Below are 23,806 nucleotides of genomic sequence, written 5' to 3' on the forward strand. Positions count from 1 at the left end.
GTCAAATATCTGGATATAACTGAACTACTTTATCAGCTTTAATACATGTTAAATCAGGATTTCCTAAAGCATCAAACCAAGTGAAATTATCATTATTTCCGTTCGCAACATTTAGCGAAGTTAATTGGTTATTAGCAACACGTAATTGTACAATGCTTGGGTATGCAGAAATGTCTAACTCTGTAAAATTATTATCATTTAAGATTAACTGTCTTAACAATGGATTGTTAGAAATATTTATAGAATTAATACCTGTATTAGATACGCTTAAATTAGTTAGAGCAGTAAGTTCAGAAATATCTACATCTCCTAAATTAACATTATCGTCGAGGTATACTTGTTCTAGAAGTACATTATTTGTTAAATCTAAACTTGCTAAGTTGTTATTGGCTAAAGTAATTACACTCAGTTTAATATTATTACTTAAGTCTATACTTGTTAAATTAGTATTGTTACGGCATCCTAAGAACCACATATCTCTAAAATCTTCGATACCTGTCATATCTGCAACCAATCCATTATGCAGATTAAATCCTTCTGAAACCTCAACTAAGGCAGTATATACATAATCATCAATCACTCCGTTACCAAACCCTTGATTTTCTAAGAAAGTTTCAAAATTGTCATCCGGCACATAGGTTAATCTACAGAATTCTGCATAGCTTGCTGTAGCATCTTTTAACCACCCCCCTATTACTGGAGCAGTTGGATCATCTACCTCGATACAAGTCAAGTCTGGATTACCAGTAACATCTACATTATCTAAATCTGCATTATTTCCACTTCTTAAATTCAAGCCTGTAAGTTGTGCATTTTTACAGGATAAGTTATCGAGGGTGGTTTGTTTAACCAAGTCTAAATAGGTAAGCGGTGTATCATCGCATTCCAGTCTACTTAAATTGGCATTGTTACTTAGGTCGATATTTGCAATATTCGTATCGCTAAAAGACAAGTAAAATAAATCGGTAAGATGAGTTACATCCAGCGAACTTAATCCATTACTACCACATTCCAGATTTTCTAGCAATGAATTGTTTTGAATATTTAGTGCAGTAATCCTGGTATTTTCACAATATAAAGATGTCAAATTAGCTTGATTAGTTACATCTATAGTTCCTAAGTTATTGTTCGTAACCGTTAGACTCGTTAAATCATTAGCACTTATATCTAAGTTTGTGAGGCTATTATCTGCTACATCCAAAAATCGTAAAGCAGTATTGGTTGAGATGTTCAAACTGGTAAGACTATTATTTGCTGCAGCTAAGCTTTCTAATACCTTTAATCCTGCAATATTAATACTGGTCAATCCTGTATTCTCCGCAGTTACACTTTCTAATAATGTATTATTGGTTAGGTCTAAACTCGTATCGGTTAATGAGTTTTCGTCAATCCAAAATCGAATTAAACTCACAAAATCTTCTATTCCTGTAAAGTTTTGGATACCTTCATTTCTGGGTGTTAATAATTGAAGAGTTTCAATTTTTGCTGTAGGTACTAGATTGTCGTCAATAATTCCGTTACCCAAGCTGTTTGCACTTCCTAAAGCTACACTTCCTCCAAACTCGTTATGTGTTTCTAAATAAGCTTCAAAATTATCATCCGGGATGGTTGTGAATCGACAATATTCAGCAAAATTTGCAGTAGTATCCTTTTCCCAACTTGATAAATACCCAGCCGTTGGATCATCTACCTCTATACAGGTCAAATTAGGACAACCCGTTACCCTAAATTCAGTAAAGTTGTTATTATTTCCATTTCTTGCATTTAACTCCGCTAGTTCATCGATATCTCTTGCATTAAACTCTACTAAACTTGTATTTTGACTAATATCAATCGAAGTAATATTGGTTTCATCAAAACTTAAATCTTGAAGATTTGATAAGTGACTTACATCATAAGAAGTTAATGGATTTCTAGATAAATTTAAAGTTTCAAGTAATATATTATTTTGAGTATTTAGCGATGCAAATTGATTTAAAGAAGCTAAGATTCTTGTTAAGTTCACATTAACACTAAGATCGATACTACTTAATGTTGTTTCATGAATTTGTAAATCCTCTAATAAAAGATTATTACTAACATCTAATCCGGATAGATCATTCGAGGAAAGAATTAATGTTTTTAAAGCTGTATTTGTAGAAATATCAACTGTAGTAATATCATTACGAGGAATATCCAAATGCTCTAAGGCAGTTAATCCTGTTACATTAATACTTGTTAAGCCCATATCTCCTCCATCTATTCTTGATAAATTGGTATTGTTGGTAAGATCTAAATTAGTATCAGTTAATGTATTATTAAACATAAATAATGTTTGTAAAGCTGAAAAATCCTCTAGACCTGTGATATCCGTAACTCCCTGAAAAGCAATAAATAGACTCATTACATTTTCAATATTAGCAGTCTTCACATAATTATCATTTGCAATTCCGTTACCCATACTGGTTGGATCTCCTACAGAAACAAAATTATTATCAGCGTCATGCGTTTCTAAATAGTTCTCGAAATTATCATCTGGCACATAAGTCCAGTTACAATCATCACTAAAACTAGCTGTAGCATCTTTTTCCCAGCTGCTACTGCTCAAATAACTAGCTGTAGGGTCATCAACTTGTATACATACTAAATTTGGATTTCCAGTAGCATAGACTTCCATCCCACTATTATTATTTCCATTTTTAAAGTTTAACGAAGTCAACTGTCCATTTTGGCATTCTACATATTCAATATCTGGACTTATACTAAAATCCAAAGTACTAATTGCAGTATTGTTTGTATAAAGCTCTACCAGGTTAGTTTGATTTGTAATATCTAATACAGACAATGCTGTATTACTCACATCGATATCTTCAAGATTAGTATTATTAGTAATATCTAATACCGTAAGTGTTGGTGTGTCTTCTATAGAAAAACTATCAAGATTAGTAAGTAAACCTATATCAATGGTTGTAAATTGATTTCCTCCACATCGTAATGTTTCTATTAGCGTATTATTTGATACATCTAGAGTGGATAGTGAATTATCATCTACATATAAACTTCTTAAATTGATATTATTAGAAATATTTAAGGTATTTATTGAATTTTCTCTTATTCTAAAATCAATTAATGCAGCATTTGCGCTTAAATCTATGTTGCTAAAATTATTATCATCTAAATTTAAGGTATGTAATGCTACATTAGAACTTACATCTATCATTGATAAATTGTTATCTCTAGCTCTTACTATTTCTAATGAAGTTAATCCTGAAATATTTAAACTGGTAAGCCCCATGGACTGGCAGCTTACTTCAATTAGTTTTGTATTTCCTGTAAGATCTAAGTTGGAAATTGTATTACTGTTTGTGTACAATCTTTCTACATTTGCGAAACCTTCCAACCCTGTAAAGTCAGTAATTCCTTGATTACTAAGATCCAAAACAGTATCATTTTGTATTCTTTCTGTTCCTACGTAATTATCATCGGCAATACCATTACCTAAACTAGTTGGGTCACCAACAGGCACTACTGTACCAAATTCGTTATGTGTTTCTAAATAATTTTCGAAATTATCATCAGGTACATAGGTTTCTGAACAAAACAGTTTATATTCAGTTTGAACATCTTTTCTGGTAAATGTTGTATTAGCATATGTTACATCATCTACTGATACACATGTTAATCCTGGATTATTGCGAATGTCAAAATCGCTAGGGTTTAAATTTGCATTATTCCCGTTTCTGATATTGAGATAAGTTAATGCATTGTATGCGCAAGATAAATCTTCTAGAACTGTGTTTTTTGAAACATCTAAACTCGTAATTTGGTTATCTTCTATAAACAGTTCGACCAGTTTTACATTTTTACTTAGATCCAAGCTTGTAAGCGAGTTCTCATAGGCTTGTAGTTCTAACAGTTCTGGATTTTGAGTTACATCTAAAACGGTAAGACCTGTATCCACACAATCCAGGTCTTCTAATAGTAGGTTTTTTGTTACATCTAGACTCCCTAAGGGGTTGCTATAACAAGATAATTTTTTTAACGCAGTATTATTGGAAACGTCTAAACTGTTAATTAGGTTGTTACTACAGCCCAAAGTTTCTAAAAGTGTATTTTGTGATACATCCAAACTTGTAATTTGGTTTCGACTACAACTTACAGAAGTTAGTGCAGTATTTGTAGAAAGGTCTAAACTAGTAAGATTGTTTTTGCCTATATCTATGGTAAGTAATGCTACGTTTTGAGAAAGGTCTATATCAGATAATGGGTTTTCAAAACATCTAAAATTTTCTAATGCTATAAAACCTTCAATTCCTGTGGCATCACTAACCGTTAACCTAGAAATATCCAAATCAGTAACATTTTCTATCCTAGATGTATATACCGTATTATCATTGGCAATTCCATTCCCCATGCTCGTGGCATCACCAACAGAAACTACATTTCCATCAGCATCATGCGTTTCTAAATAATTTTCAAAATTATTATCTTGAACAAAAGTTTCCTGTGCAACTATGACATAACCAAATAACAAGAAAAAAGTTAGGAGTAGTTTTCTTTTCATATAAGGGGCTTTTACGTTTATAGCAATTAAAACCTACATTCATTTTGCAGCTCTTAAATTTTGGGCAATGATACTATAATTATTTAATTTTAAGATAATTTTAACAGTGGCAAAAAGTGGCAAACCCTTGTTTTTAAGCAAATATACGTGGGGATACGTATAAAAAATCAGCTAATGTTTTGAATGAATTTTTCGAGTTCTTCCCCAGAGGAAAGCCCTAGTTTTTTACGTATTCGATAACGTGTAGATTTCACTGAATCTAATGAAGCATTACGAGCGATCATAATCTCCTTGATAGATAAATTGAGGCGAAGCAATGCACACATTTCACGTTCAGTTTTAGTAAGTGATGGATATAAATCTCGAAGCTTAGTATCAAAACCTTTATTGACTTCTTCAATTTTAGATTGTAGTCCCGATAATTTTCCTTCGGTCTTAATCTGTACCTGTAGCTCTGAAGTCAGAGAATTAATTGCTTCTTTCACTGTATTTGAAGCTTCTGGTGCTATTTCATTTTTTAATCGGTCTAACAACTCTTGTTTAAACTCTAAACGCATACTGTTATCAGCAATCAGTCGTTTGGTTTCTTCTTCATTGGCTTTTACTTTTGTCTCTAATAATTCTTTTTGCACTTTTTCTTTTTCAAGCTTTTCGGTCAAAATTCGGGCTTTGTTTTGGTAATTTCTTCTTACTAAAAACCCTATTATTAAAGCGGCTATTAAAGCTATTAAAAGCAACCCCAGATATAACCACTTTTTTGAAGCTTCAGTTTCTGCCAATAAAGCTACTTCTCTTTTTTCTTGTGCAAATACTAAACTATCTGCTAATTTTTCCTGATTAAATTTATGGCTTAATTCTAATGCTTGAATTTTCTTTATATTTTCAATATTGAAAATCGAATCTGAATGTCGATTAAATGTTCTATAATCAAAATATGCATCTTTATAATTCCCTTGGAGATGATTCAAAAAACTTTTCCGAAGATATGCTTTGGCAATACGTTCTCTAAAACCTTCTGCTTGTGCAATCATCAAGGAGGAATCTGCATATTTAACCCCCTTATTAAACTCTTTTTTTCTTTTGTAAATAGTAGATACATTATAATAAGCAGTACATAAAGAAAACTTTTTCTTAAGTCGTTTTGCATATCTAATATTTTCCGAAGCTAATCGAAGTGCTTCGTCATAGTTCCCTTTATCTCTATACACCGCTACCATATTATTATTTACCCGTTGCACATCATCTACACTGCTAATAGCGTTAAATAACCCTTTTGCTTTATCATAGCAAATTAATGCCGAATCTATTCTTTTGGTTTGACGGTATGAAACTCCCATCATATTGTATCCTGCAGCAATACCATGTGTATCTTTTAACTGTGTTTTTATAGTAATAGCCTTTTTATACAGATCAATGGACTTATCATGGGCTTTCTGGTATCGGTATACCATCCCCATATTATGATATACATCAGAAATGTGCAAAGAATCATTTTGACTTTTATAAATCTTCTGGGCTTTAAGATAATACTCCAAGGCTTTAGGATAATCAGCTTCTCGTCTATGTACAACTCCTTTTACAACATAGGCTTTTGCTAATTGTTGTTGACTAATGCTATCATTTTTTAGACCTATTAGCTCCAATGCTTTATCAATAATCTGTTCTGTAATGCTAAAATCCCTATCATATTGAATTTCTCCTAACATCAACATTGCGTTTATGCTATCAGATCTTGTAGATGCAAGTTTTAGTTCTTTTTCTAACCTGACCAACGCGGTATCAGCTTCTTGTGGATAAAAGTAGCATGATATTAAAAAGAGTAGAAAGGGTAAATAGCGTTTCATCATCAACAAACTTACTAATTTAAAATAACTGGATGAATCGGTTACATATTAGCACTTTATTTTATTCTTTATATTTAGATAAACTTTATAAACAAATGTGATGAAAAAATTGAAATTAATACCATTTATGGAGGAAACAGAAGTTCTGATTCTCTAACTGTTTTGCAAGAACAAAACACCGATGATGCCGGTGATGACAATGAAGATGAGTACTAAAAGAACACAATAATATATAACCAAAAATCACCCGATTAATTGGGTGATTTTTGATATTAATATCTTAATCGATAGACGTTTACTCTATAACCATTTTCTTGGTATCTATCTTTTGGCTTCCAACATATAGTGTGTAGAAATAAGTCCCACTAGCTAAGCCATCACTATTAATATATAATTCTCCATCACCAGTTTGTTTTAATGATATCGTAGAAAACACCTTACCTGTCATATCACTAAATACTACAGAAGCATTAGTAATACTATCTGGTAAGTAATACTTAATCCTAGAGGTACTATTAAATGGGTTAGGAATATTTTGATATAACACAGGCATATTAGATTTTGTCGAAGTATCTTCACTTGTTATACTTTGTTCTAAAGCTTCAAGACGGCTTATCAAGTCATCTATTTGTGTTTGTTGTGCTTCATTTTCGTCTTGCAATGGGGTCAATATCGAAGATAAATCTACGGTGACTGCGTTTCCATTTTCGATGTTGATAGTAAGATCAGTGCCACTTAACGTTGCAGATGTTAAATCCTGGTTATCGGTATTTACATATGAAGAAAGGTCTACTGCATTCCCATTTGATATGCTTAACACATTTAAAGATAAATCTAATGTCTGATCATCAGTTCCTGTGCCATCTTGTAAAACAGATAAATCTATATTATTTCCTCCAGAAATACTCAAAGTAGTATTGCTTAGTGTAAGCGTTTGATCATCTGTATTATCGAGATAATTTGATAAGTCAATAGTATTTGTTCCTCCAGAAATACCCAAGGTATTTGTGGTCAATGAAAGTTCTTGGCTATCTGTGTTATCCAAATATTTGGCAAGATCTACTGTTGTACCATCATTAGTTAGGCTCAAGGTATTTCCTGATAAATCAAGATCCTGAGCATCGGTATTGTCTAAATACCCGGAAAGATCAACCTTTTGAACAGCTACACCATCGTTTTCCAGAGATATCTCGAGATCATTACTGTTCAATCGAAACGTATCTATCGTTTGAGCATCGGTATTATCCAGATATTTGGCAAGATCTACTGTAGTTCCATCATTGGTTAAGCTCAATGTATTATCCGTAAGATCCAAATCCTGGGCATCGGTATCGGTTACCCATGCCGTGCCATTCCATAAGTATAATTTGTTTTCTTCATTGTCATACACCATCATTCCATTTTCGTCTGCATCCAAACTAGCAGAAAACGTTGTACGCTGTGTAGTTGTTAGTCTATTAATTAAAAGCCCTTTATTGGTAGCTTTCATATGTATAGAGGCATTCGCATTTATATTAGGAAATGATCCTCCTCCAAAACCGACACCAATATTTCCATTCTTACCTATCGCAAATGTATTTGTAGGTGTATTGGGTTGAATTTTAAAAGGTAATTTACTCCCATTTGTTACATCTCGCACAAAAAAATTAGTTTCATTTCCCGCTACATCCCAGGATTGAATTCCAAAACCTCCATTCTGCGCCAAACGTATCGTAGGAGTGTCATTATCTAAAATATTAAGTTCGATGCTTCCTGGGTCATTGGTTCCTATACCAATATTTCCATCATCTGCGATACGCAAAGCATTGTTAGGTGCTCCTGCATCTATTCTAAAAGGTACTTTCCCCCCGGTAGCATCATCTATTGAAAAGTAATTGCTACCACCATTACCACTATCATTAAAAGTAAAACGCCAATCATTTGATGGAAAAGAAGCGCTTCCTGAGGTATCATCAAAATACATTCTAAGGTTATCCTCACTCATGACAAAAGTATTGAAGCCAAAATTGTGCCCATTTTGAGCACTACCTCCAATTTGCATCGAACCTTGCACAATCACATCAGAAGTAAAGAACTGTGAAAATGCTGTAGTAGAAAAAAATATAAAAATTATTCCGGTAAGTAATTTTTTAATCATATGTATAAGGGTTTGTTTTTTAAAGCTGCGAAAGTACTTATTAACTTTTCTTTAACAAAAATTAATACTGTTAAATATGCTGTTTTTCAATCAGTTTATGTGCACAAAAGTACATATAGGATATATCTTATAATATTAGTAGCCCTACGTAATTATTACCATTTGATTTGAGGTATTTTTAATATACAAATTGAGGTTTAATCCTTATTTTTGATGTCAATACCATAGATATGAAAATCCTTCACTTGGATACTAATCATCCTTTACTATTAAATCAACTTGCGGCAGCTGGTTTTGAAAATGATGAAGATTATACATCGACTAAAACAGAAATTGAAGATAATATATCTCTTTATGAGGGTATCATTATTCGTAGTCGTTTTGCCATCGATAAAACATTTTTAAATAAGGCAGAAAACTTAAAATTTATTGGTCGTGTTGGCGCTGGTCTTGAAAACATCGATATCCAATACGCTCAGGAACGAGGAATCAAACTATTTAATGCTCCAGAAGGGAATCGTAATGCTGTTGGTGAGCATGCATTAGGTATGATTTTGTCGCTATTCAACAAAATGAATATTGCTGATCAAAGTGTACGAAACGGACAATGGTTACGTGAAAAACATCGAGGTATCGAATTAGATGGAAAAACAGTTGGTATTATTGGATATGGAAATATGGGTAGAGCCTTTGCCAAAAAGCTACGTGGATTTAATGTAGAAGTTATTTGTTATGACATTCTAGACGATGTAGAGGATAGTAATGCAATGCAAGTAGAACTACAAGAGCTTTTTGAAAAGACTGATGTTTTAAGTCTACATACTCCAGAAACTCCAAAGACTATTGGAATGATTAATAAAACATTCATCAACAAATTCAAAAAACCATTTTGGCTTATCAATACCGCTCGAGGAAAAAGTGTAGTGACCGAAGATCTGGTTAAAAGTATAGAAGAAGGAAAGGTATTGGGAGCTGGATTAGATGTTTTAGAATATGAAAAATCTTCTTTTGAAAATTTATTTACTTCAAAAAAAGATGTTACATCAAGCACTTCGTCTTCGCTCAGCAAAGGCTCTGTCGAGATGCCAGATGCTTTTTCTGCATTGTTAAAAATGGACAATATAATCCTAAGTCCTCATGTCGCTGGTTGGACTGTTGAATCCAAAGAGAAATTAGCACAAACCATAGTAGGTAAAATCAAAACTGAATTTTGTTAAAAGAAGTATTTATAACATTACTATCCAACTACACAAAGGATGTTGATTATATCAAATCCTTATGGAGTGATGTTGTAAAGTACCATAGTAAAAGGAACAGACACTATCATAATCTCTCTCATCTCGAACATCTTTATCATAACCTGACTGAAGTCAAAAACGAAATCAAAGACTGGGACATGGTTATATTTGCTTTGTTTTATCATGATTATATCTACAATGCGTTAAAACAGGATAATGAAGCACAAAGTGCTAAGAAGGCAGTAGAAATACTACATGCTTTGTCAATTGATAAACATCGAAGTCTCCTCTGCAAAGAAATCATCTTAGCCACCAAAGGACATAATATTTCTAAAAATAGTGATATCAACTACTTTACCGATGCTGACCTTTCTATATTAGGTAGCGATTGGGAAAATTATCAGGTCTATTTTAAAAATGTACGTAAAGAATATAAGTACTATCCTGATTTCATGTATAATAAAGGGCGAATCAAAGTTTTAAATCACTTCATTACTATGCCTGCTATTTTTAAAACCGATTATTTTTATCATAAATTCGAACTCCGGGCCAAAGAAAACCTTAGGCAAGAAATTGATTTTCTTTCCTAGAGATTGTTTAAAAATACTTCAACTCAATTTCAGTTTTATTACATTTATAAAGTGAGGAAAACTATTTTTATTTTTACCGCTCTTGTAATCGCATTGCTAGCACTATTTCAGTTAAGCAAATACAGTATTATTACAGGAAATTCTTCTGTAGAAACCATAATTGCTATTATTGCTATTATCTTCTTTGTTATTGGTATACTTATAAACAGAAGAGTCTTACACAAAGAAAAAATTAAACCTCAGGAGATAGATCATAAAAAAATCGAAACTCTTGGTTTAAGTAAACGAGAATATGAAGTATTATGTGAAATAGCTTCTGGATTATCCAATAAAGAAATTGCTGAAAAGCTTTTTGTTTCAGAAAGCACTATAAAAACTCATGTTTCTAATGTATTAGTAAAATTAGATGCTAAACGAAGAACACAGGCTATACAAAAAGCTAAAGAGCTTAAAATCATACCATATTAAAATACCTTATACCAGGTATATAGTATGAATTTCATACTTTAGTATGAGTGTTTTTTTAAGATTCGGATCTACTTTTGAATCAAACATTTAACTACATATTAAAATGAAAAACATAATTATTCGCTACGGAATACGAAGTGCCATTTCTATTTGCGCTTTAGCACTTGCAGGATGGTTTTTAGGGCAAGGTTTGGATTATTCTATCCAAGAAGTAATAGGCTATTTGGGTATGGTCGTGTCCTTACTCTTTGTGTTTTTTGGTATAAAACATTATCGGGATAAAGAAAATAATGGCATAGTAGCTTTTGGAAGAGCTTTATTGATTGGTGTACTTATTACACTAATCGCTGCATTAGCATTTGGAATACTAGATGTGATTTATGTAAAGTATATCAATCCAGATTTTATGGCAGAATATTATGCACACTATGTCGAACAAATGAAAACTTCTCTGCCAGAAGCCGAATTTAAAATAAAACTAGCAGAGTTAGAATCTCAAAAAGAATTATTCTCTAACATATTTATGAACTTCTTTCTTATGTTTGCTACCGTCATGATTGTTGGATTTATCATTTCATTAATCTCTGCACTTATTCTTCAACGTAAACCTACAAGAAGTAACTAAAAAAATCAAAACACATGCAATACGAAGCCAAAACACCTGATGAATATATCGATCTTATTCCTGAAGAAAGAAAAGAGGTCATGCAAAATCTTAGGAAGGTGATTAAAGAAAATCTTCCCAAAGGTTTTTCTGAAGTGATCAGTTATAAAATGATTGGTTATGTTGTGCCTCATCAATTATACCCCGATGGATATCATTGCGATCCTAAGTTACCATTACCATTCATGAATATTGCTTCTCAAAAGAACTTTATAGCGGTCTATCATAGCGGCATTTATGCAAATCCCGAATTAATGAACTGGTTTGTTGGCGAATACCCCAAATATGTAAAAACAAAATTAGATATGGGTAAAAGTTGCATCCGTTTCAAAAAAATAGATCAGATACCGATGAAATTGATCGGAGAATTAGCAACCAAAATGACTCCACAGGAATGGATTACTATGTATGAATCTAAAGTAAAAAACAAATAACAATATAACTATGAAACGAGTAACAGGAATAGGAGGAATATTTTTTAAGACAGCCGATCCAAAAAAAACAAAAGAATGGTATAGAGATCATCTTGGTTTTAATACCGATGACTATGGTTGTACATTCTGGTGGAAAGATAAACAAGGTAATGATTGCTCGACTCAATGGAGTCCTTTTAAAGATGACACTGCCTATTTTGCTCCCAGTGAAAAAGAATTTATGATGAATTTTAGGGTGGAAAACTTAACTGAACTTCTTGAAACTCTTAAAAATGAAGGTGTAACTGTTATTGATAAGGTAGAGGAATATGAATATGGAAAATTTGGATGGATTGTAGATCCTGAAGGGAATAAAATAGAGCTTTGGGAGCCTGTTGACAAAGCATTTTTATAAATAGCTTTTAATAAAAAAGGTTGGCTTTACGGCCAACCTTTTCATATTTAATTTAAATATATAGAATATACCTTTATTCTATACTTATTATAATCTTGACAAAATAATATTATCCTGCAAACAAAAGTGAAGCTACTATCATCCAGCCGCCAACTATGAGTCCTAAAATTCCTAGTTTACCAAGTTTTGGAGCCAATTTCTCTCGAAGCTGGTTTGCTTTTTCCTTCGCTTCTTCACTTTTAGATAAAAAATATTTACTTATTAATCCAAATCCAAGCATAAATCCTAATATTGCAGAAACAACATTTCCTGCAAGCCAAGTTATCCACCAAATCGGAAATGATCCAAGTAATCCTATGCTTAAAATGGCAGAAATAATTCCCCATATGCCCCAAAAACAGAACACAAGCCCAATCCAGCCTTGATATGGTTCGATTTTTTCTAAAAGCTCTTTAGCGTTTGGTTTTTTAGATAATAATAACGATGGTACTGCAAGAATACTTAATACGATTAATGAGATTCCCCATATCATAGTTTTAAAATTTAGAGGGTTAGTATTTGTTTTTTATTCAAAGTTGTTTTATCAAATATAGCAATAAATACCAATTATCAAAATTTATGATACTCAAGCAAGGTTATATAACAAAAACCAATAGTATAAATATTATTCGTGATCTTCTGATGTTTAGTCAATATTTTTTGTAATTTTCTCCAAATAAATTAATCATTTTTAAACAATTATGAGCGAAGAAAACAACAACTTAGGCGACGATATAAAGAAAGGTGCCGAAGAAGCAGCAGAAACTGTAAAAGATGCAGCTAATGATTTTGCCGATGGAGCAAAAGAAGTTATCAATTCTGAAGAAAACAAGAAAATGATAGCTGGAATTCTTGCAATTATTATTGGATCTTTAGGTATTCATAAATTCTACCTTGGATATACTAAAGAAGGAATAATACAGATTGTTATCACTTTTGTTACCTGTGGTATTGGTTCTTTCATTGGATTAATAGAAGGTATTATTTACCTTACTAAATCTGATGATGAATTTTATCAAACCTATCAGGTAGGAAGAAAACCTTGGTTCTAAAATATAATCATTGTTAAAAAAACCGGAAAATAATTTTCCGGTTTTTTTATTTCACTTTATTATCGTAATATTGCGATATAATAATATCAATGCTATGGGAATAACCAAGACACAAATATTTGATCAGCGACAAAATGAGTTAGCACAACTATTCAAAATACTTGGTCATCCTGCTCGTATAGCTATTCTTCAATATATAAGCAAACAAAATGCTTGCATTTGCAATGATTTGGTGGAAGAAATAGGTTTAGCTCAAGCAACTATATCTCAACATCTAAAAGAATTAAAAAGTATAGGATTGCTTAAAGGTGAAATTGAAGGCAAAAGTATGTGCTATTGTATTGATATTGATCGATGGAATACCCTACAAAAAAATCTTAATTCATTTTTTAATACCACAAAAATGAATTGTTGTTAAATCTAATTAATTATAAAAATATGAATACATCAGACTTTATAACCGTATTGGCAGAGCACCAGGATAAATCATTGTTATTTGAATATAGCCCAGGAATGCTGGTAGGTACTAACTATCATATCACAGAAGTTAAACACATTACTATAGATGCAGTCGACTGTGGAGCAGGTACTGATTCCTGGAAAGAAACTATAATCCAACTTTGGGAAAGCCCCAGTGAATTAGGAAAACCTAATTATATGAGTGCATACAAAGCTTTGGGAATATTAAGAAAAGTAGGTGAAATGAAAGCCTATGAAATGGATGCCACAGTAAAAATAGAATATGGAAATTCAAGATTCCATACTGCACAACTGCACATTACAAGTACCGAGATTAAAGAAGGGCAACTCATCGTTAAGCTTGCTGTAAACCCTACTGACTGCAAGGCTAAAGAAACTTGTGGAGTTCCAGAAACTAGTGAAGCAGAAGCAACTTCTTGTGCTCCTGGTAGCGGATGTTGCTAATGAGTGAAAGTATCCAAATAGAATATTTTACTCAAAAAGACTGGTCCGTAATTTCTGAAATTTACAAAGAAGGAATCGATACAGGGATAGCCACTTTTGAGACTCAATTACCAACCTGGGAACAATGGGATGCCTCTCATTTTACATCGTGTAGAATTAAAGCTATGGTCAAAAATTCTGTTGCAGGTTGGGCAGCATTAGCTCCTGTTTCAAAACGAGAAGTATATAAAGGTGTGGCAGAAGTTAGCATTTATATAACCTCAAAATACAGAAGATTAGGAATAGGTACATTACTTTTATCCAGGTTAATTGCAGAAAGCGAACAAGCAGGATTCTGGACATTACAAGCTGGGGTTTTTAGTATAAACAAGGCTAGTATTGCTTTACATAAATCTTTAGGATTTAGAGAAATAGGATACAGAGAAAAAATAGCAAAACTGGATACAACCTGGTATGATAATACTATTTTAGAACGCAGAAGTAAAATAATTATATAACCACAAAACACCACAGATCTTCTTACTTAGCTATATCAATACAGTGAGAAAATCATTAAAAATGACAACAATGAAAAACATTTTAGTATTATGTACAGGAAACTCCTGCAGAAGTCAAATGGCAGAAGGATATCTTAAACATTTTGCAAAGGGTAAAGCCACTATCTATAGTGCCGGAGTAGAAACTCATGGAGTAAACCCAAAAGCAATAGCAATAATGAAAGAAGATGGTATAGACATCTCAAATCACACTTCTAATAATCTTAATGAGTATTTGGACACAAAATTTGAGTTCATCCTTACCGTATGCGATAACGCCAAAGAAAGATGTCCCTTTTTTCCCGGGAAAGCAGAACGGCTACATTACAATTTCTTTGATCCATCCAAAGTAGAAGGCACAGAAGAGGAAATTCATGCTGCTTTTACAAAGACCCGAAATCAAATTAAAGAATACTGTAAAGATTTCGTAGAAAAAAACATATTAGAAACGGTATCCTAGAAAGTCTTTTATATATTAAAAACCTCATAGTGCCTTAGAGTTGGATACTATGAGGTTTTCTATTGTTTTTTAATTACTTATCTCCATTCTTAAAGTATTTCTTCTCCAGTTCGGCCTGAAACTCTTCCATAACTGGTTTTACTGTACTGTCTGGCAAGTCTGCAATACGAATATACATTAGGCCATCTACCGCATTATTAAATAATGGATCTACATTAAAAGCTACTACTTTTGCGTTTTGTTTGATATACTTCTTAATTAAAACCGGAATACGAAGACTTCCTGGTTCTACTTCATCAATAATTTTATCAAATTTATTTAAATCACTTTTACTTTCATCAAAAACAAAATCTTTATCTGCGTCCTTGAGTTTTACCTTAAATTCTTTCTTTGGTCTCACATATTGTGCAACATAAGGATCGTAATAATGAGATTTCATAAACTCAATCATTAGAGATTTTGTGAAATTACTGAACTTATTACTGATACTCACTCCGCCAATAAGATATTTATGCTCTGGAAAACGCAGGGTACAATGTACGATCCCTTTCCATAATAAAAACAATGGCATTGGGCGTTGTTGATATTCTTTAATGATGAAAGCTCTACCCATCTCGATAGACTCATTCATCATTTTATGCAACTCTGGTTCAAATCGAAATAAATCTTGCAAATAAAATCCGTCAATACCACGGTTAGCATAAATCTCAGATCCCATACCCATACGATAGGCACCAACCATTTTTTTTGCGCCGTTATCCCATAAAAACATATGGTGATAATACTCATCAAAAGGATCCAAATCCAGAGAATTATTGGTCCCTTCTCCTATTTCTCTAAATGTGATTTCTCGCAATCTACCTATCTCATGAACTACGTTTGGAATGTATTTCTTCTTGGCCAGAAAAACTTCATAATTTTTACTAATCAATAATCGCTTATCATGATCTCTACAGTACTGTAACTCAGATTCTATAATATTAATATTACCTTCACCTGCAATTTCTTTAGGAGACTTTGGTAATTTCAGATTTTGCGGAATAGATTCACGCAGTGTTTTTTTCTCGAAAGGATTTGCTAACATGTAGGTTTTCTTCCGTAAAAAACTGGTAAAATCTTCCAGGTTCGTATGTTCTTCCTGATCTTTTACAGAAACCGGATTACCAATACGTACTTTGATCACTCTATTTTCTTGCGAAAAAAGCTCACTCGGCAATTTAGCTGTTCTAAGTGTACTGCTAATCGAAGCTAAACGATAAAAAAGTCTGCTATTACGACCGTGAAAATATATTGGTATTACAGGTACTTTTGCTTTATGAACCAAACGCATTGCACTTGGTTCCCATGCTTTATCAACATAATTCTTTCCTTCTTTAATTGTAGACACCTCTCCTGCCGGAAAAATTCCAAGAGGCTTTCCTTCTTTAAGATGTAAAATTGCATCTTTGATTCCTTTAAGACTTGACTTAGCTTCTTTCCTATCTTCAAATGGATTTACCGGCATCACATAAGGTTGTAAAGGCTCAAAACTATGTAGCAAAAAATTACCAATAATCTTATAATCAGACCGATGTGTTAACATCAATTTAAGCAACAACCCACCATCAATACCTCCTAAAGGGTGGTTTGATAATGTTATAAAAGCGCCATCTTTTGGCAGTCGTTTTAAATCTTCTTCTGGGATTTCAAAAGTAACTCCATACAAGTCTAATGTCTTACTTATGTATTCTACACCTTCTAAATGGCTAAGTGAATCGTACTGGCGATTTATTTTTGATATTCGGGTAACCTTAAGAAGTACCCAACCAATAAAGGTACCTATAAAACCGAGTTTATCTAATTTTAGCCCTGTGGCTACTTGTCTTGCTGTGACTATGGGCATTAAATACAATTTGCGCTAACTGCAAATATAGCAAAATCCTTCAATTGACGCTGTTAATACCTAGTAACCATTTGATAGGTTTCTCTGGTGATCTGTTTTAACAAAATGTCTTTCTCCTTTTCTAAAGTTGTAATCGCCTCATTTGTAAAATGCCTAATGGTAAATAAGGATACATCTGTATTATAAGTAACTCTAAATTTTGCTTTAAGTTTACTTAATAGGGATTCAAAATTATTAAACTTATCGTCCAGGCACACAGAAAAACTAATTGCCGAATTCTGGATCAAATCTACTTTAATATGATATTGATGAAAAAGACTAAAAATCTCACTAATGTTATCTTCTACAATAAATGAAAAATCTAATGACGAGAGTGAAAGCAAGATTTGATTTTTCTTTACGATATAACAAGGAAGATGTGGATCTAATGGTTGTCCTTTTTTCACAGAAGTTCCTTGGTTTTGTGGATGTAAAAACGATTTAACGTATAAAGGAATTTCTTTTCGTTGCAAAGGTTGAATTGTTTTAGGATGTATTACAGAAGCTCCGTAAAAAGCAAGTTCTATAGCCTCTTCATAAGAAATATGCGATAACAATTGTGTAGTATCAAAAACCCGGGGGTCTGCATTAAGTACACCAGGAACATCTTTCCATATACTCACACTATCGGCATTTAGACAATATGCAAAAATACCTGCAGTATAATCGCTTCCTTCTCTACCTAAGGTGGTTGTAAAATTATTCTCATCAGATCCGATAAATCCTTGAGTAACACTAAGTCCTTTTTTATTTACTCCTTTAAGTATGCTTTGTTTTGTTACCTCCCAGTCTATTTCTGCATCTCGATAAGCATTATCTGTTTTGATAACATCCCGAGCATCCAACCATTTATTTTGATATCCCTTATAATTTAAATACCTACTTAGGATAGTAGAAGCAAGTAATTCTCCATAGCTTACTATCTGATCATAGATATAATCATACCGGGTCGATTTATTTCTTTTGAGCGTAGTATCCAAATCTACGAACAACTGCTCTACATCTTTAAAAACAGAATGCTGTTCATTATCAAAAAGTTGTAGTACAATTTCTTGATGATATATTTTAATGTGATCCAGCAAACTGTCAAGATCTGAATCCTTTTTAAGATAAGACGTTACAATTTTCTCTAAAGCATTGGTCGTTTTACCCATTGCAGAAACCACAATAACCAGATTAGAATATCCAGTTTCTTCTAATACTTTAAGAACATTCTTTACCGCATTAGCATCTTTAACAGATGCTCCTCCAAATTTAAAAACTCTCATCTACAGTTTTTTCTATAATTATAATGCTGCTACAAAATTATGAACTCCTTCTTTATCCATTTGGACCAGGTACCAATCTTTTAGAAGTTTAGCTCCACTTTTCTCATAAAAATCAATAGCATGCGTATTCCAATCCAACACCACCCACTCTACTCTTCTTACTCCTTTTGATTTTGCATATTTTAATACTTCGGCATACAATGCACTTCCCAGCCCAGTACCTCTCATAGATTCGCTTACAATAAGATCCTCTAGGTGAATAGAACGTCCTTTCCAGGTTGAAAATCGATAATACACCAATGCTATTCCTACAATCTTATCCTGTACTTCAGCAACAAAACAATGAAAAAGCGGATGCTCTGCAAAGCCTTCACGAATTAGTTCATCAACAGTAACTTCTACTGCATCTGGTTCTTTCTCAAAAGTCGCTAACTCTTGTATTAAAGTAAGAACTTGAGCCATATCTTGTTCTCTGGCATCTCTAATTATATAGTCCATAAAAGAAAAGTTTATCAAAACTATAAAATATGTATTAGATTTTGAGTAATTTTCTAATCTTATACAGCTATATTATATCTTTTGCTAATTATTAAAGAGGTTTGATAATTTAAACTTACGAAAACGTTATAGTTACTTAAAAAATAATACTTTTGCACCAAATAAATTTCACCATAAATGACAAGAAAAAACCAAACCTTAGGAGAATTTATTATTGAAAATCAAAAAGATTTTCCATATGCAAGTGGAGAACTTTCGCGTTTGATTAATTCAATAAGATTAGCTGCAAAAATGGTAAATCATGAGGTAAATAAAGCTGGTCTGGTAGATATCACAGGAGCTGCAGGAGAAACCAATATCCAAGGTGAAGATCAGCAAAAACTTGATGTTTTGGCGAATGAAACTTTCATTAATACTCTTACTAACAGAGAAATTGTATGTGGTATTGCCTCTGAAGAAAATGATGAATTTATTACAATAAAAGGTCAAAAAAATGACCATCGAAACAATTATGTAGTTCTTATGGATCCTCTGGATGGTAGTTCTAACATAGATGTTAATGTTTCTGTAGGGACTATTTTCTCTATATATAGAAGAGTTACTCCAACAGGAACACCAGTTACTCTAGAAGATTTTTTACAACCAGGAAATTTACAAGTCGCTGCAGGCTATATTATTTATGGAACATCAACCATGCTTGTGTATACCACAGGGCATGGGGTAAATGGATTTACTTTAAATCCTGCATTAGGAACCTATTATTTATCACATCCTAATATGAGATTTCCTGACGACGGCACTATTTATTCTGTCAATGAAGGTAATTATATTCACTTCCCTCAAGGTATTAAAGATTATATTAAATATTGTCAAGAAGAAAAAGAAGATCGTCCATACACCTCTCGATATATTGGTTCATTAGTAAGTGATATTCATCGTAATATGATAAAAGGAGGAATCTATATGTACCCTAGTACCTCTACATCGCCTAATGGTAAACTTCGTTTATTATATGAATGTAACCCTATGGCTTTTATTACTGAGCAAGCCGGAGGGAAAGCAAGTGATGGCTATAGACGAATTATGGACATAAAACCAACCGAGTTGCATGAGCGTACACCTTTTATTTGCGGTAGCAAAAACATGGTCGAAAAGGTAGAATCTTTTATGGAATAAGTTATTATGTCTCTATGAGCTTGTTTAAAAACTCTAAATTAAACTTTTTTACTGTCAATGTATAAAGGAATAGTTGTATATTTATACTATTCTATACCATTCATATCCCCTAAACTTTAAGAGTAAACACAGCATACAATCTTCCCTAAAAGAAGATGATAACCTTATATAATTAACATTATAACCCATTAACATTATGTTTTTAGCGTTTTTATGTTAATTTTACGTATAGTGTAAAACAAAAATCTAATAAACCGACCAAATGGCTAAAGAAAATAAAGCTATTGAAGAAAAAGTTGATAACGATCCTTCATCAAAAATAGAAGCAATAAAAAATCTGATTTTTGGAGAAAATATTGCAGCTTATAATTCAGAGTTCGAAAAGGTAAAAAAGGACATTGCGAATAAGAAAAAAGAACTCGAAAACTTCATAGAGGATTCTCGTGCAGAACTTAATCAAGCTATAGATAATTTAAGCACAGATATCAATATTAGAATTACAGAATTAGAAGATAATCTTGCCGAAAGGGCAGAACACTTAGATGCTAAAAAGGTTGATAAAAAAGTATTGGGAGATCTTCTTATTTCTTTGGGTGAGAAAATAAGTCAAAAGTAATCCAGGATATCCAAGAGTATGGAGGAACAGGATAAACTTAAGATTCTTAAAGAACTTCTTCTTACCGAAGAAAAAGAATTTGCTGACTCTATTGCTCAAAAAGTAGAAGAACTAACCAAAATTGTTCATCAGAAAAAAGAACTTTCTCATAAAGTTGATCCCATTATTGATGATAAACTAGAGGAGTTTGTACAAGAAATCCCAAAAACTCTGGGACCAACCATCACAGAAGCATTAAAAGAAGAAATTAAAAATTCTCAAGACGCAGTAGTAGAAGCTTTGTTTCCTATTATCGGTAAAATGATAAAGAAATACATTGCTCATGAAATGAAATTGCTTAGCGAAAATATCTCCAAAAAAACCAAACAAGCATTTTCTTTTAAAAACTGGTTTCGTAGAACCAAAGCAAAAGTACAGGGAGTAAGTGAAGGCGATCTTGCCATAAGTGATTATGCAAAACCAAGGTTAATCCAAATGTTTGTGGTCGAAAAAAACTCTGGAATATTACTGGCGGACTATAGTCCGCTATCTGATGGAACTATTGATAAAGAAATGGTCGCTGGTATGTTAACCGCGATAAAAAGTTTTGTAGAAGATGCTTTTCAGGGAGGTGATCAAAACTTAGAATTAATAGAATACGAATTATATACTATACATATTCAAAATTTTTATTCGTATTATGTAGCTGCGGTAATTTCTGGAGCATATAACATGATGTTCAAGGAAGTTTTGGAAGATCAAATTATAGATTTTGCCAAAAATTATATTTCTAGTAAAGATTTAGAAGATAGTACCCTTTTTACTAAAAAATTAAAAAAACATTTTGCAGATGAAATTGTCTAAAAAAGTAGTGCTTTTAGGACACTTTGGTGTCGGAAAAACGTCATTGTTCAGACGTTTTATTGACAATGAATTTTCACAAGAATATAAAGTAACTCTTGGAGTTCAGATTAAGAAAAAAATAGTACAATTGCCTGACGGAAGAGAATTATCTATGATTATTTGGGATGCCGAAGGACATTCTAACAGTGAAGATACCCGTAAATCTTATTTACTAGGATCACATGCTTTTATTTATGTTTTTGACCTTGCCAGGGAAGAAACCTATATAAATATTAATAAAGATCTCGAATATCTAAAAGAAAACTATACCAAAGTACCCGCAAAAGTATTAGGTAATAAACTGGACTTGGTTAATGAAAAAGAAATTAGTGCACATCTTAAAACCAACAATATACCTTTCGATTGCTTAACCAGTGCAAAAACGAATAAAAATGTTCAGGATTTCTTTTCTGACCTGGCTGAAGAAATAACGAAGTGAGTATGGCAGACGAATTGCAATTTAACCCCCAAGTACAAGTTCTCAAAGTATCTTATGATGGAATCATCAAAGCAACTGACAAGAACCTTTTTAACTGGCCCAAGCAGTCCTCTATTTTTGATGCTCATCCTTTTTTTGAGATTCTTAGAGAATTTGAACAAAGTGATTATAGTAATCATACTGCATTAAATTTTCCTTGTATTCATTTAGAAGATAATGATTCAGAAAGAATCTGTGACATTACTATAACATTCGAAAAGGAGGAAATCACCATTATTCTTTTTGATTACACTTCAAAATACAAAGATTTAAATCAAATAGCACAGCAAAAAAACGAATCTATTCTTTTAGCCAAAGAACTAGAACTCAAAAACAAATATCTTCTGGAAAAAGAAGAATTCAAAAATAGTTTTATTGCTAATATTAATCATGAAATAAGAACCCCCTTAACGAGTATATTAGGGTTTGTAGAAGTACTTGAAACCACAAAATTAACTTTTGAACAGGAAGAGCTTGCTAGAATTATAAAAAGAGAAAGTCGACATCTTAACGCTCTTATTGATGATATGATTGATCTCTCTAAAATAGAATCAGGAACATTAAAGATCGTAGAAGAACGTTTTCCTTTTAAGGATATCATGGATGGATTTCGTGAGTCTTATTCTAAAATGGCAGAGGATAAACAAATCGTCTTTGAGACTAATATTGATCCCAACATTCAGGAATATCTGATTGGAGATAGAACAAGAATACATCAAATTATAAACAACCTCCTTACCAATGCCTTTAAGTTTACTGAAGAAGGAAAAATTACTTTATCGGTCACAAAAAACTATCAGCGTACCAATAAACTAAGCCTTACTTTTAAAATTGAAGATACAGGAATTGGAATCCATGAAGAAAACTTACCTCATCTGTTTGAACGTTTCTCACGATTTGATCAGGACAAACAAATTCCGGGAACCGGTTTAGGGCTTGCAATTGTAAAAAACCTGGTTGATCTTCTCAATGGAGAAATAAAAGTAATTAGTGAACCCGAAAAAGGCACGACATTTAATGTCAAATTACCTTTTAAATTTGAAATCACAAAAACTGCTCCTAATAGAAAAAAGAAAAAATATACACTCCCAGAGAGTTCAAATAAGTTTAGAGTGTTATTAGTAGAAGATGAAGAGATTACTCAATATCTCATTATGAAAATACTAATCTCTAAAGGCAATTTTTTTGTTGATATTGCTATCAATGGCCAACAGGCTATAAATTATATTGAGCGCCGTAAATATGATCTGGTTTTGATGGATTTAACAGTTTCAAAAATTGATGGATACCAGGCCACGCATATGATACGCAATAATTATGGTGATAAGTTTATTTCTGGGGTTCCAATTATAGGTTTTTCTGGAAAATCCAATGATACCGCAAGAGATAAATGTATTAGATCAGGAATGGATGATTTTATTGCAAAACCTTTTGAACAAGAAGAATTGATGTATAAAATCATAAAGCAAATAGCAAAAAAGGCTGCCGAATAGGCAGCCTTTTTACATCGTATAAATGTCTTGTCCTAAAATAAGTTGACACAAAATTGACTTATTTATGAAACATTCAGAACAACCAAGGAAGAAGCGTACACAACGAGATTACAATTTAGGCTTTAAATTGGCAATAGTTGCCCAAGTTGAA

23 protein-coding genes are annotated in these 23,806 nt (G+C 32.4%); 16 read left to right on the forward strand and 7 right to left on the reverse strand.

Annotated features, from left to right (window positions below):
* Nucleotide 1: 1 nt before the first annotated feature.
* From FOF46_RS15330 to FOF46_RS15340, 3 genes are all read right to left on the reverse strand, one after another.
* Complete coding sequence (locus tag FOF46_RS15330; protein WP_143917067.1) at nt 2-4,543, reverse strand: leucine-rich repeat domain-containing protein; 4,542 nt, start codon at nt 4,541-4,543, stop codon at nt 2-4.
* Nucleotides 4,544-4,710: 167 nt separating this feature from the next.
* Nucleotides 4,711-6,387, reverse strand: coding sequence for a tetratricopeptide repeat protein (locus tag FOF46_RS15335; protein ID WP_167571861.1), 1,677 nt, complete (start codon nt 6,385-6,387; stop codon nt 4,711-4,713).
* A gap of 295 nt (nt 6,388-6,682) precedes the next feature.
* Nucleotides 6,683-8,524 (reverse strand): T9SS type A sorting domain-containing protein, encoded by a 1,842-nt coding sequence (locus FOF46_RS15340; protein WP_143917069.1) that lies wholly within the window; start codon nt 8,522-8,524, stop codon nt 6,683-6,685.
* Nucleotides 8,525-8,754: 230 nt separating this feature from the next.
* On the opposite strand from FOF46_RS15340, the gene FOF46_RS15345 reads away from it, so the two are divergent.
* The 6 genes from FOF46_RS15345 to FOF46_RS15370 all read left to right on the forward strand — a co-directional run bounded on the left by FOF46_RS15345 (nt 8,755) and on the right by FOF46_RS15370 (nt 12,312).
* A complete protein-coding gene (locus tag FOF46_RS15345) occupies nt 8,755-9,741 on the forward strand; it encodes a 2-hydroxyacid dehydrogenase (protein WP_143917070.1) in 987 nt (328 codons plus the stop codon).
* Complete coding sequence (locus tag FOF46_RS15350; protein ID WP_143917071.1) at nt 9,735-10,352, forward strand: HD domain-containing protein; 618 nt, start codon at nt 9,735-9,737, stop codon at nt 10,350-10,352. The genes FOF46_RS15345 and FOF46_RS15350 overlap by 7 nt, the downstream gene beginning before the upstream one ends.
* Before the next feature lie 51 nt (nt 10,353-10,403).
* Entirely contained in the window at nt 10,404-10,820 is a 417-nt protein-coding gene (locus FOF46_RS33035; protein ID WP_143917072.1) for a response regulator transcription factor, read from the forward strand.
* 103 nt (nt 10,821-10,923) lie between these two features.
* Complete coding sequence (locus tag FOF46_RS15360) at nt 10,924-11,445, forward strand: DUF4199 domain-containing protein (RefSeq protein ID WP_109435859.1); 522 nt, start codon at nt 10,924-10,926, stop codon at nt 11,443-11,445.
* Between the two features lie 14 nt (nt 11,446-11,459).
* Complete coding sequence (locus tag FOF46_RS15365; RefSeq protein ID WP_109435860.1) at nt 11,460-11,918, forward strand: DUF1801 domain-containing protein; 459 nt, start codon at nt 11,460-11,462, stop codon at nt 11,916-11,918.
* 10 nt (nt 11,919-11,928) lie between these two features.
* A complete protein-coding gene (locus tag FOF46_RS15370) occupies nt 11,929-12,312 on the forward strand; it encodes a VOC family protein (RefSeq protein ID WP_109435861.1) in 384 nt (127 codons plus the stop codon).
* Between the two features lie 109 nt (nt 12,313-12,421).
* Here FOF46_RS15370 and FOF46_RS15375 read toward each other — a convergent pair whose 3' ends face one another.
* Complete coding sequence (locus FOF46_RS15375) at nt 12,422-12,844, reverse strand: hypothetical protein (protein WP_109435862.1); 423 nt, start codon at nt 12,842-12,844, stop codon at nt 12,422-12,424.
* A gap of 208 nt (nt 12,845-13,052) precedes the next feature.
* Here FOF46_RS15375 and FOF46_RS15380 point away from each other — a divergent pair, with 208 nt between their 5' ends.
* The 5 genes from FOF46_RS15380 (at nt 13,053) to FOF46_RS15400 (ending at nt 15,323) form a co-directional block, all read left to right on the forward strand.
* Complete coding sequence (locus FOF46_RS15380) at nt 13,053-13,403, forward strand: TM2 domain-containing protein (RefSeq protein WP_109435863.1); 351 nt, start codon at nt 13,053-13,055, stop codon at nt 13,401-13,403.
* A gap of 94 nt (nt 13,404-13,497) precedes the next feature.
* Nucleotides 13,498-13,821, forward strand: coding sequence for an ArsR/SmtB family transcription factor (locus FOF46_RS15385; protein ID WP_109435864.1), 324 nt, complete (start codon nt 13,498-13,500; stop codon nt 13,819-13,821).
* Nucleotides 13,822-13,841: 20 nt separating this feature from the next.
* A complete protein-coding gene (locus FOF46_RS15390; protein ID WP_109435924.1) occupies nt 13,842-14,327 on the forward strand; it encodes a DUF6428 family protein in 486 nt (161 codons plus the stop codon).
* Nucleotides 14,327-14,824, forward strand: coding sequence for a GNAT family N-acetyltransferase (locus tag FOF46_RS15395; protein WP_143917073.1), 498 nt, complete (start codon nt 14,327-14,329; stop codon nt 14,822-14,824). The genes FOF46_RS15390 and FOF46_RS15395 overlap by 1 nt, the downstream gene beginning before the upstream one ends.
* Nucleotides 14,825-14,894: 70 nt before the next feature.
* On the forward strand, nt 14,895-15,323 hold the full coding sequence (locus tag FOF46_RS15400) for an arsenate reductase ArsC (RefSeq protein ID WP_109435925.1): 429 nt from the start codon (nt 14,895-14,897) through the stop codon (nt 15,321-15,323).
* A 73-nt stretch (nt 15,324-15,396) separates the two neighbouring features.
* Here the strand turns inward: FOF46_RS15400 and FOF46_RS15405 are convergent, their stop codons facing one another.
* Genes FOF46_RS15405 through FOF46_RS15415 form a run of 3 tightly spaced genes read right to left on the reverse strand, consistent with a single transcriptional unit; the run spans nt 15,397 to nt 19,010 of the window.
* Nucleotides 15,397-17,205 (reverse strand): GNAT family N-acyltransferase, encoded by a 1,809-nt coding sequence (locus FOF46_RS15405; protein WP_109435866.1) that lies wholly within the window; start codon nt 17,203-17,205, stop codon nt 15,397-15,399.
* A 53-nt stretch (nt 17,206-17,258) separates the two neighbouring features.
* Nucleotides 17,259-18,512 carry an aspartate kinase gene (locus tag FOF46_RS15410; RefSeq protein WP_143917074.1) on the reverse strand — a complete coding sequence of 418 codons (1,254 nt, stop codon included), beginning with the start codon at nt 18,510-18,512 and terminating at the stop codon, nt 17,259-17,261.
* Between the two features lie 18 nt (nt 18,513-18,530).
* Nucleotides 18,531-19,010, reverse strand: a complete 480-nt coding sequence (locus tag FOF46_RS15415; protein ID WP_109435868.1) for a GNAT family N-acetyltransferase — start codon at nt 19,008-19,010, stop codon at nt 18,531-18,533.
* Between the two features lie 177 nt (nt 19,011-19,187).
* Between FOF46_RS15415 and fbp the strand changes: the two genes are divergently transcribed.
* The 5 genes from fbp to FOF46_RS15440 all read left to right on the forward strand — a co-directional run bounded on the left by fbp (nt 19,188) and on the right by FOF46_RS15440 (nt 23,655).
* On the forward strand, nt 19,188-20,186 hold the full coding sequence (gene fbp / locus FOF46_RS15420) for a class 1 fructose-bisphosphatase (RefSeq protein WP_109435869.1): 999 nt from the start codon (nt 19,188-19,190) through the stop codon (nt 20,184-20,186).
* A 262-nt stretch (nt 20,187-20,448) separates the two neighbouring features.
* A complete protein-coding gene (locus FOF46_RS15425) occupies nt 20,449-20,802 on the forward strand; it encodes a fructose 1,6-bisphosphatase (RefSeq protein WP_109435870.1) in 354 nt (117 codons plus the stop codon).
* Between the two features lie 18 nt (nt 20,803-20,820).
* Nucleotides 20,821-21,645, forward strand: coding sequence for a cell envelope biogenesis protein OmpA (locus FOF46_RS15430; RefSeq protein WP_143917075.1), 825 nt, complete (start codon nt 20,821-20,823; stop codon nt 21,643-21,645).
* The gene (locus FOF46_RS15435; RefSeq protein WP_143917076.1) at nt 21,632-22,123 is read left to right on the forward strand and encodes a Rab family GTPase; all 492 of its coding nucleotides are present in this window, start codon (nt 21,632-21,634) and stop codon (nt 22,121-22,123) included. The genes FOF46_RS15430 and FOF46_RS15435 overlap by 14 nt, the downstream gene beginning before the upstream one ends.
* 2 nt (nt 22,124-22,125) lie before the next feature.
* Nucleotides 22,126-23,655 (forward strand): ATP-binding response regulator, encoded by a 1,530-nt coding sequence (locus FOF46_RS15440; RefSeq protein WP_109435873.1) that lies wholly within the window; start codon nt 22,126-22,128, stop codon nt 23,653-23,655.
* Nucleotides 23,656-23,806: the final 151 nt, after the last annotated feature.

Source organism: Aquimarina algiphila (genome assembly GCF_007489275.1).
GTDB lineage: Bacteria > Bacteroidota > Bacteroidia > Flavobacteriales > Flavobacteriaceae > Aquimarina > Aquimarina algiphila.

Excerpts from the sequence above, each read along its gene's own strand:
- FOF46_RS15330 (WP_143917067.1), bottom strand. The coding sequence starts at position 4,543 with ATGAAAAGAAAACTACTCCTAACTTTTTTCTTGTTATTTGGTTATGTC.
- FOF46_RS15335 (WP_167571861.1), bottom strand. The coding sequence starts at position 6,387 with ATGAAACGCTATTTACCCTTTCTACTCTTTTTAATATCATGCTACTTT.
- FOF46_RS15340 (WP_143917069.1), bottom strand. The coding sequence starts at position 8,524 with ATGATTAAAAAATTACTTACCGGAATAATTTTTATATTTTTTTCTACT.
- FOF46_RS15345 (WP_143917070.1), top strand. The coding sequence starts at position 8,755 with ATGAAAATCCTTCACTTGGATACTAATCATCCTTTACTATTAAATCAA.
- FOF46_RS15360 (WP_109435859.1), top strand. The coding sequence starts at position 10,924 with ATGAAAAACATAATTATTCGCTACGGAATACGAAGTGCCATTTCTATT.
- FOF46_RS15365 (WP_109435860.1), top strand. The coding sequence starts at position 11,460 with ATGCAATACGAAGCCAAAACACCTGATGAATATATCGATCTTATTCCT.
- FOF46_RS15370 (WP_109435861.1), top strand. The coding sequence starts at position 11,929 with ATGAAACGAGTAACAGGAATAGGAGGAATATTTTTTAAGACAGCCGAT.
- FOF46_RS15375 (WP_109435862.1), bottom strand. The coding sequence starts at position 12,844 with ATGATATGGGGAATCTCATTAATCGTATTAAGTATTCTTGCAGTACCA.
- FOF46_RS15380 (WP_109435863.1), top strand. The coding sequence starts at position 13,053 with ATGAGCGAAGAAAACAACAACTTAGGCGACGATATAAAGAAAGGTGCC.
- FOF46_RS15385 (WP_109435864.1), top strand. The coding sequence starts at position 13,498 with ATGGGAATAACCAAGACACAAATATTTGATCAGCGACAAAATGAGTTA.
- FOF46_RS15390 (WP_109435924.1), top strand. The coding sequence starts at position 13,842 with ATGAATACATCAGACTTTATAACCGTATTGGCAGAGCACCAGGATAAA.
- FOF46_RS15395 (WP_143917073.1), top strand. The coding sequence starts at position 14,327 with ATGAGTGAAAGTATCCAAATAGAATATTTTACTCAAAAAGACTGGTCC.
- FOF46_RS15400 (WP_109435925.1), top strand. The coding sequence starts at position 14,895 with ATGAAAAACATTTTAGTATTATGTACAGGAAACTCCTGCAGAAGTCAA.
- FOF46_RS15405 (WP_109435866.1), bottom strand. The coding sequence starts at position 17,205 with ATGCCCATAGTCACAGCAAGACAAGTAGCCACAGGGCTAAAATTAGAT.
- FOF46_RS15410 (WP_143917074.1), bottom strand. The coding sequence starts at position 18,512 with ATGAGAGTTTTTAAATTTGGAGGAGCATCTGTTAAAGATGCTAATGCG.
- FOF46_RS15415 (WP_109435868.1), bottom strand. The coding sequence starts at position 19,010 with ATGGACTATATAATTAGAGATGCCAGAGAACAAGATATGGCTCAAGTT.
- fbp (WP_109435869.1), top strand. The coding sequence starts at position 19,188 with ATGACAAGAAAAAACCAAACCTTAGGAGAATTTATTATTGAAAATCAA.
- FOF46_RS15425 (WP_109435870.1), top strand. The coding sequence starts at position 20,449 with ATGGCTAAAGAAAATAAAGCTATTGAAGAAAAAGTTGATAACGATCCT.
- FOF46_RS15430 (WP_143917075.1), top strand. The coding sequence starts at position 20,821 with ATGGAGGAACAGGATAAACTTAAGATTCTTAAAGAACTTCTTCTTACC.
- FOF46_RS15435 (WP_143917076.1), top strand. The coding sequence starts at position 21,632 with ATGAAATTGTCTAAAAAAGTAGTGCTTTTAGGACACTTTGGTGTCGGA.
- FOF46_RS15440 (WP_109435873.1), top strand. The coding sequence starts at position 22,126 with ATGGCAGACGAATTGCAATTTAACCCCCAAGTACAAGTTCTCAAAGTA.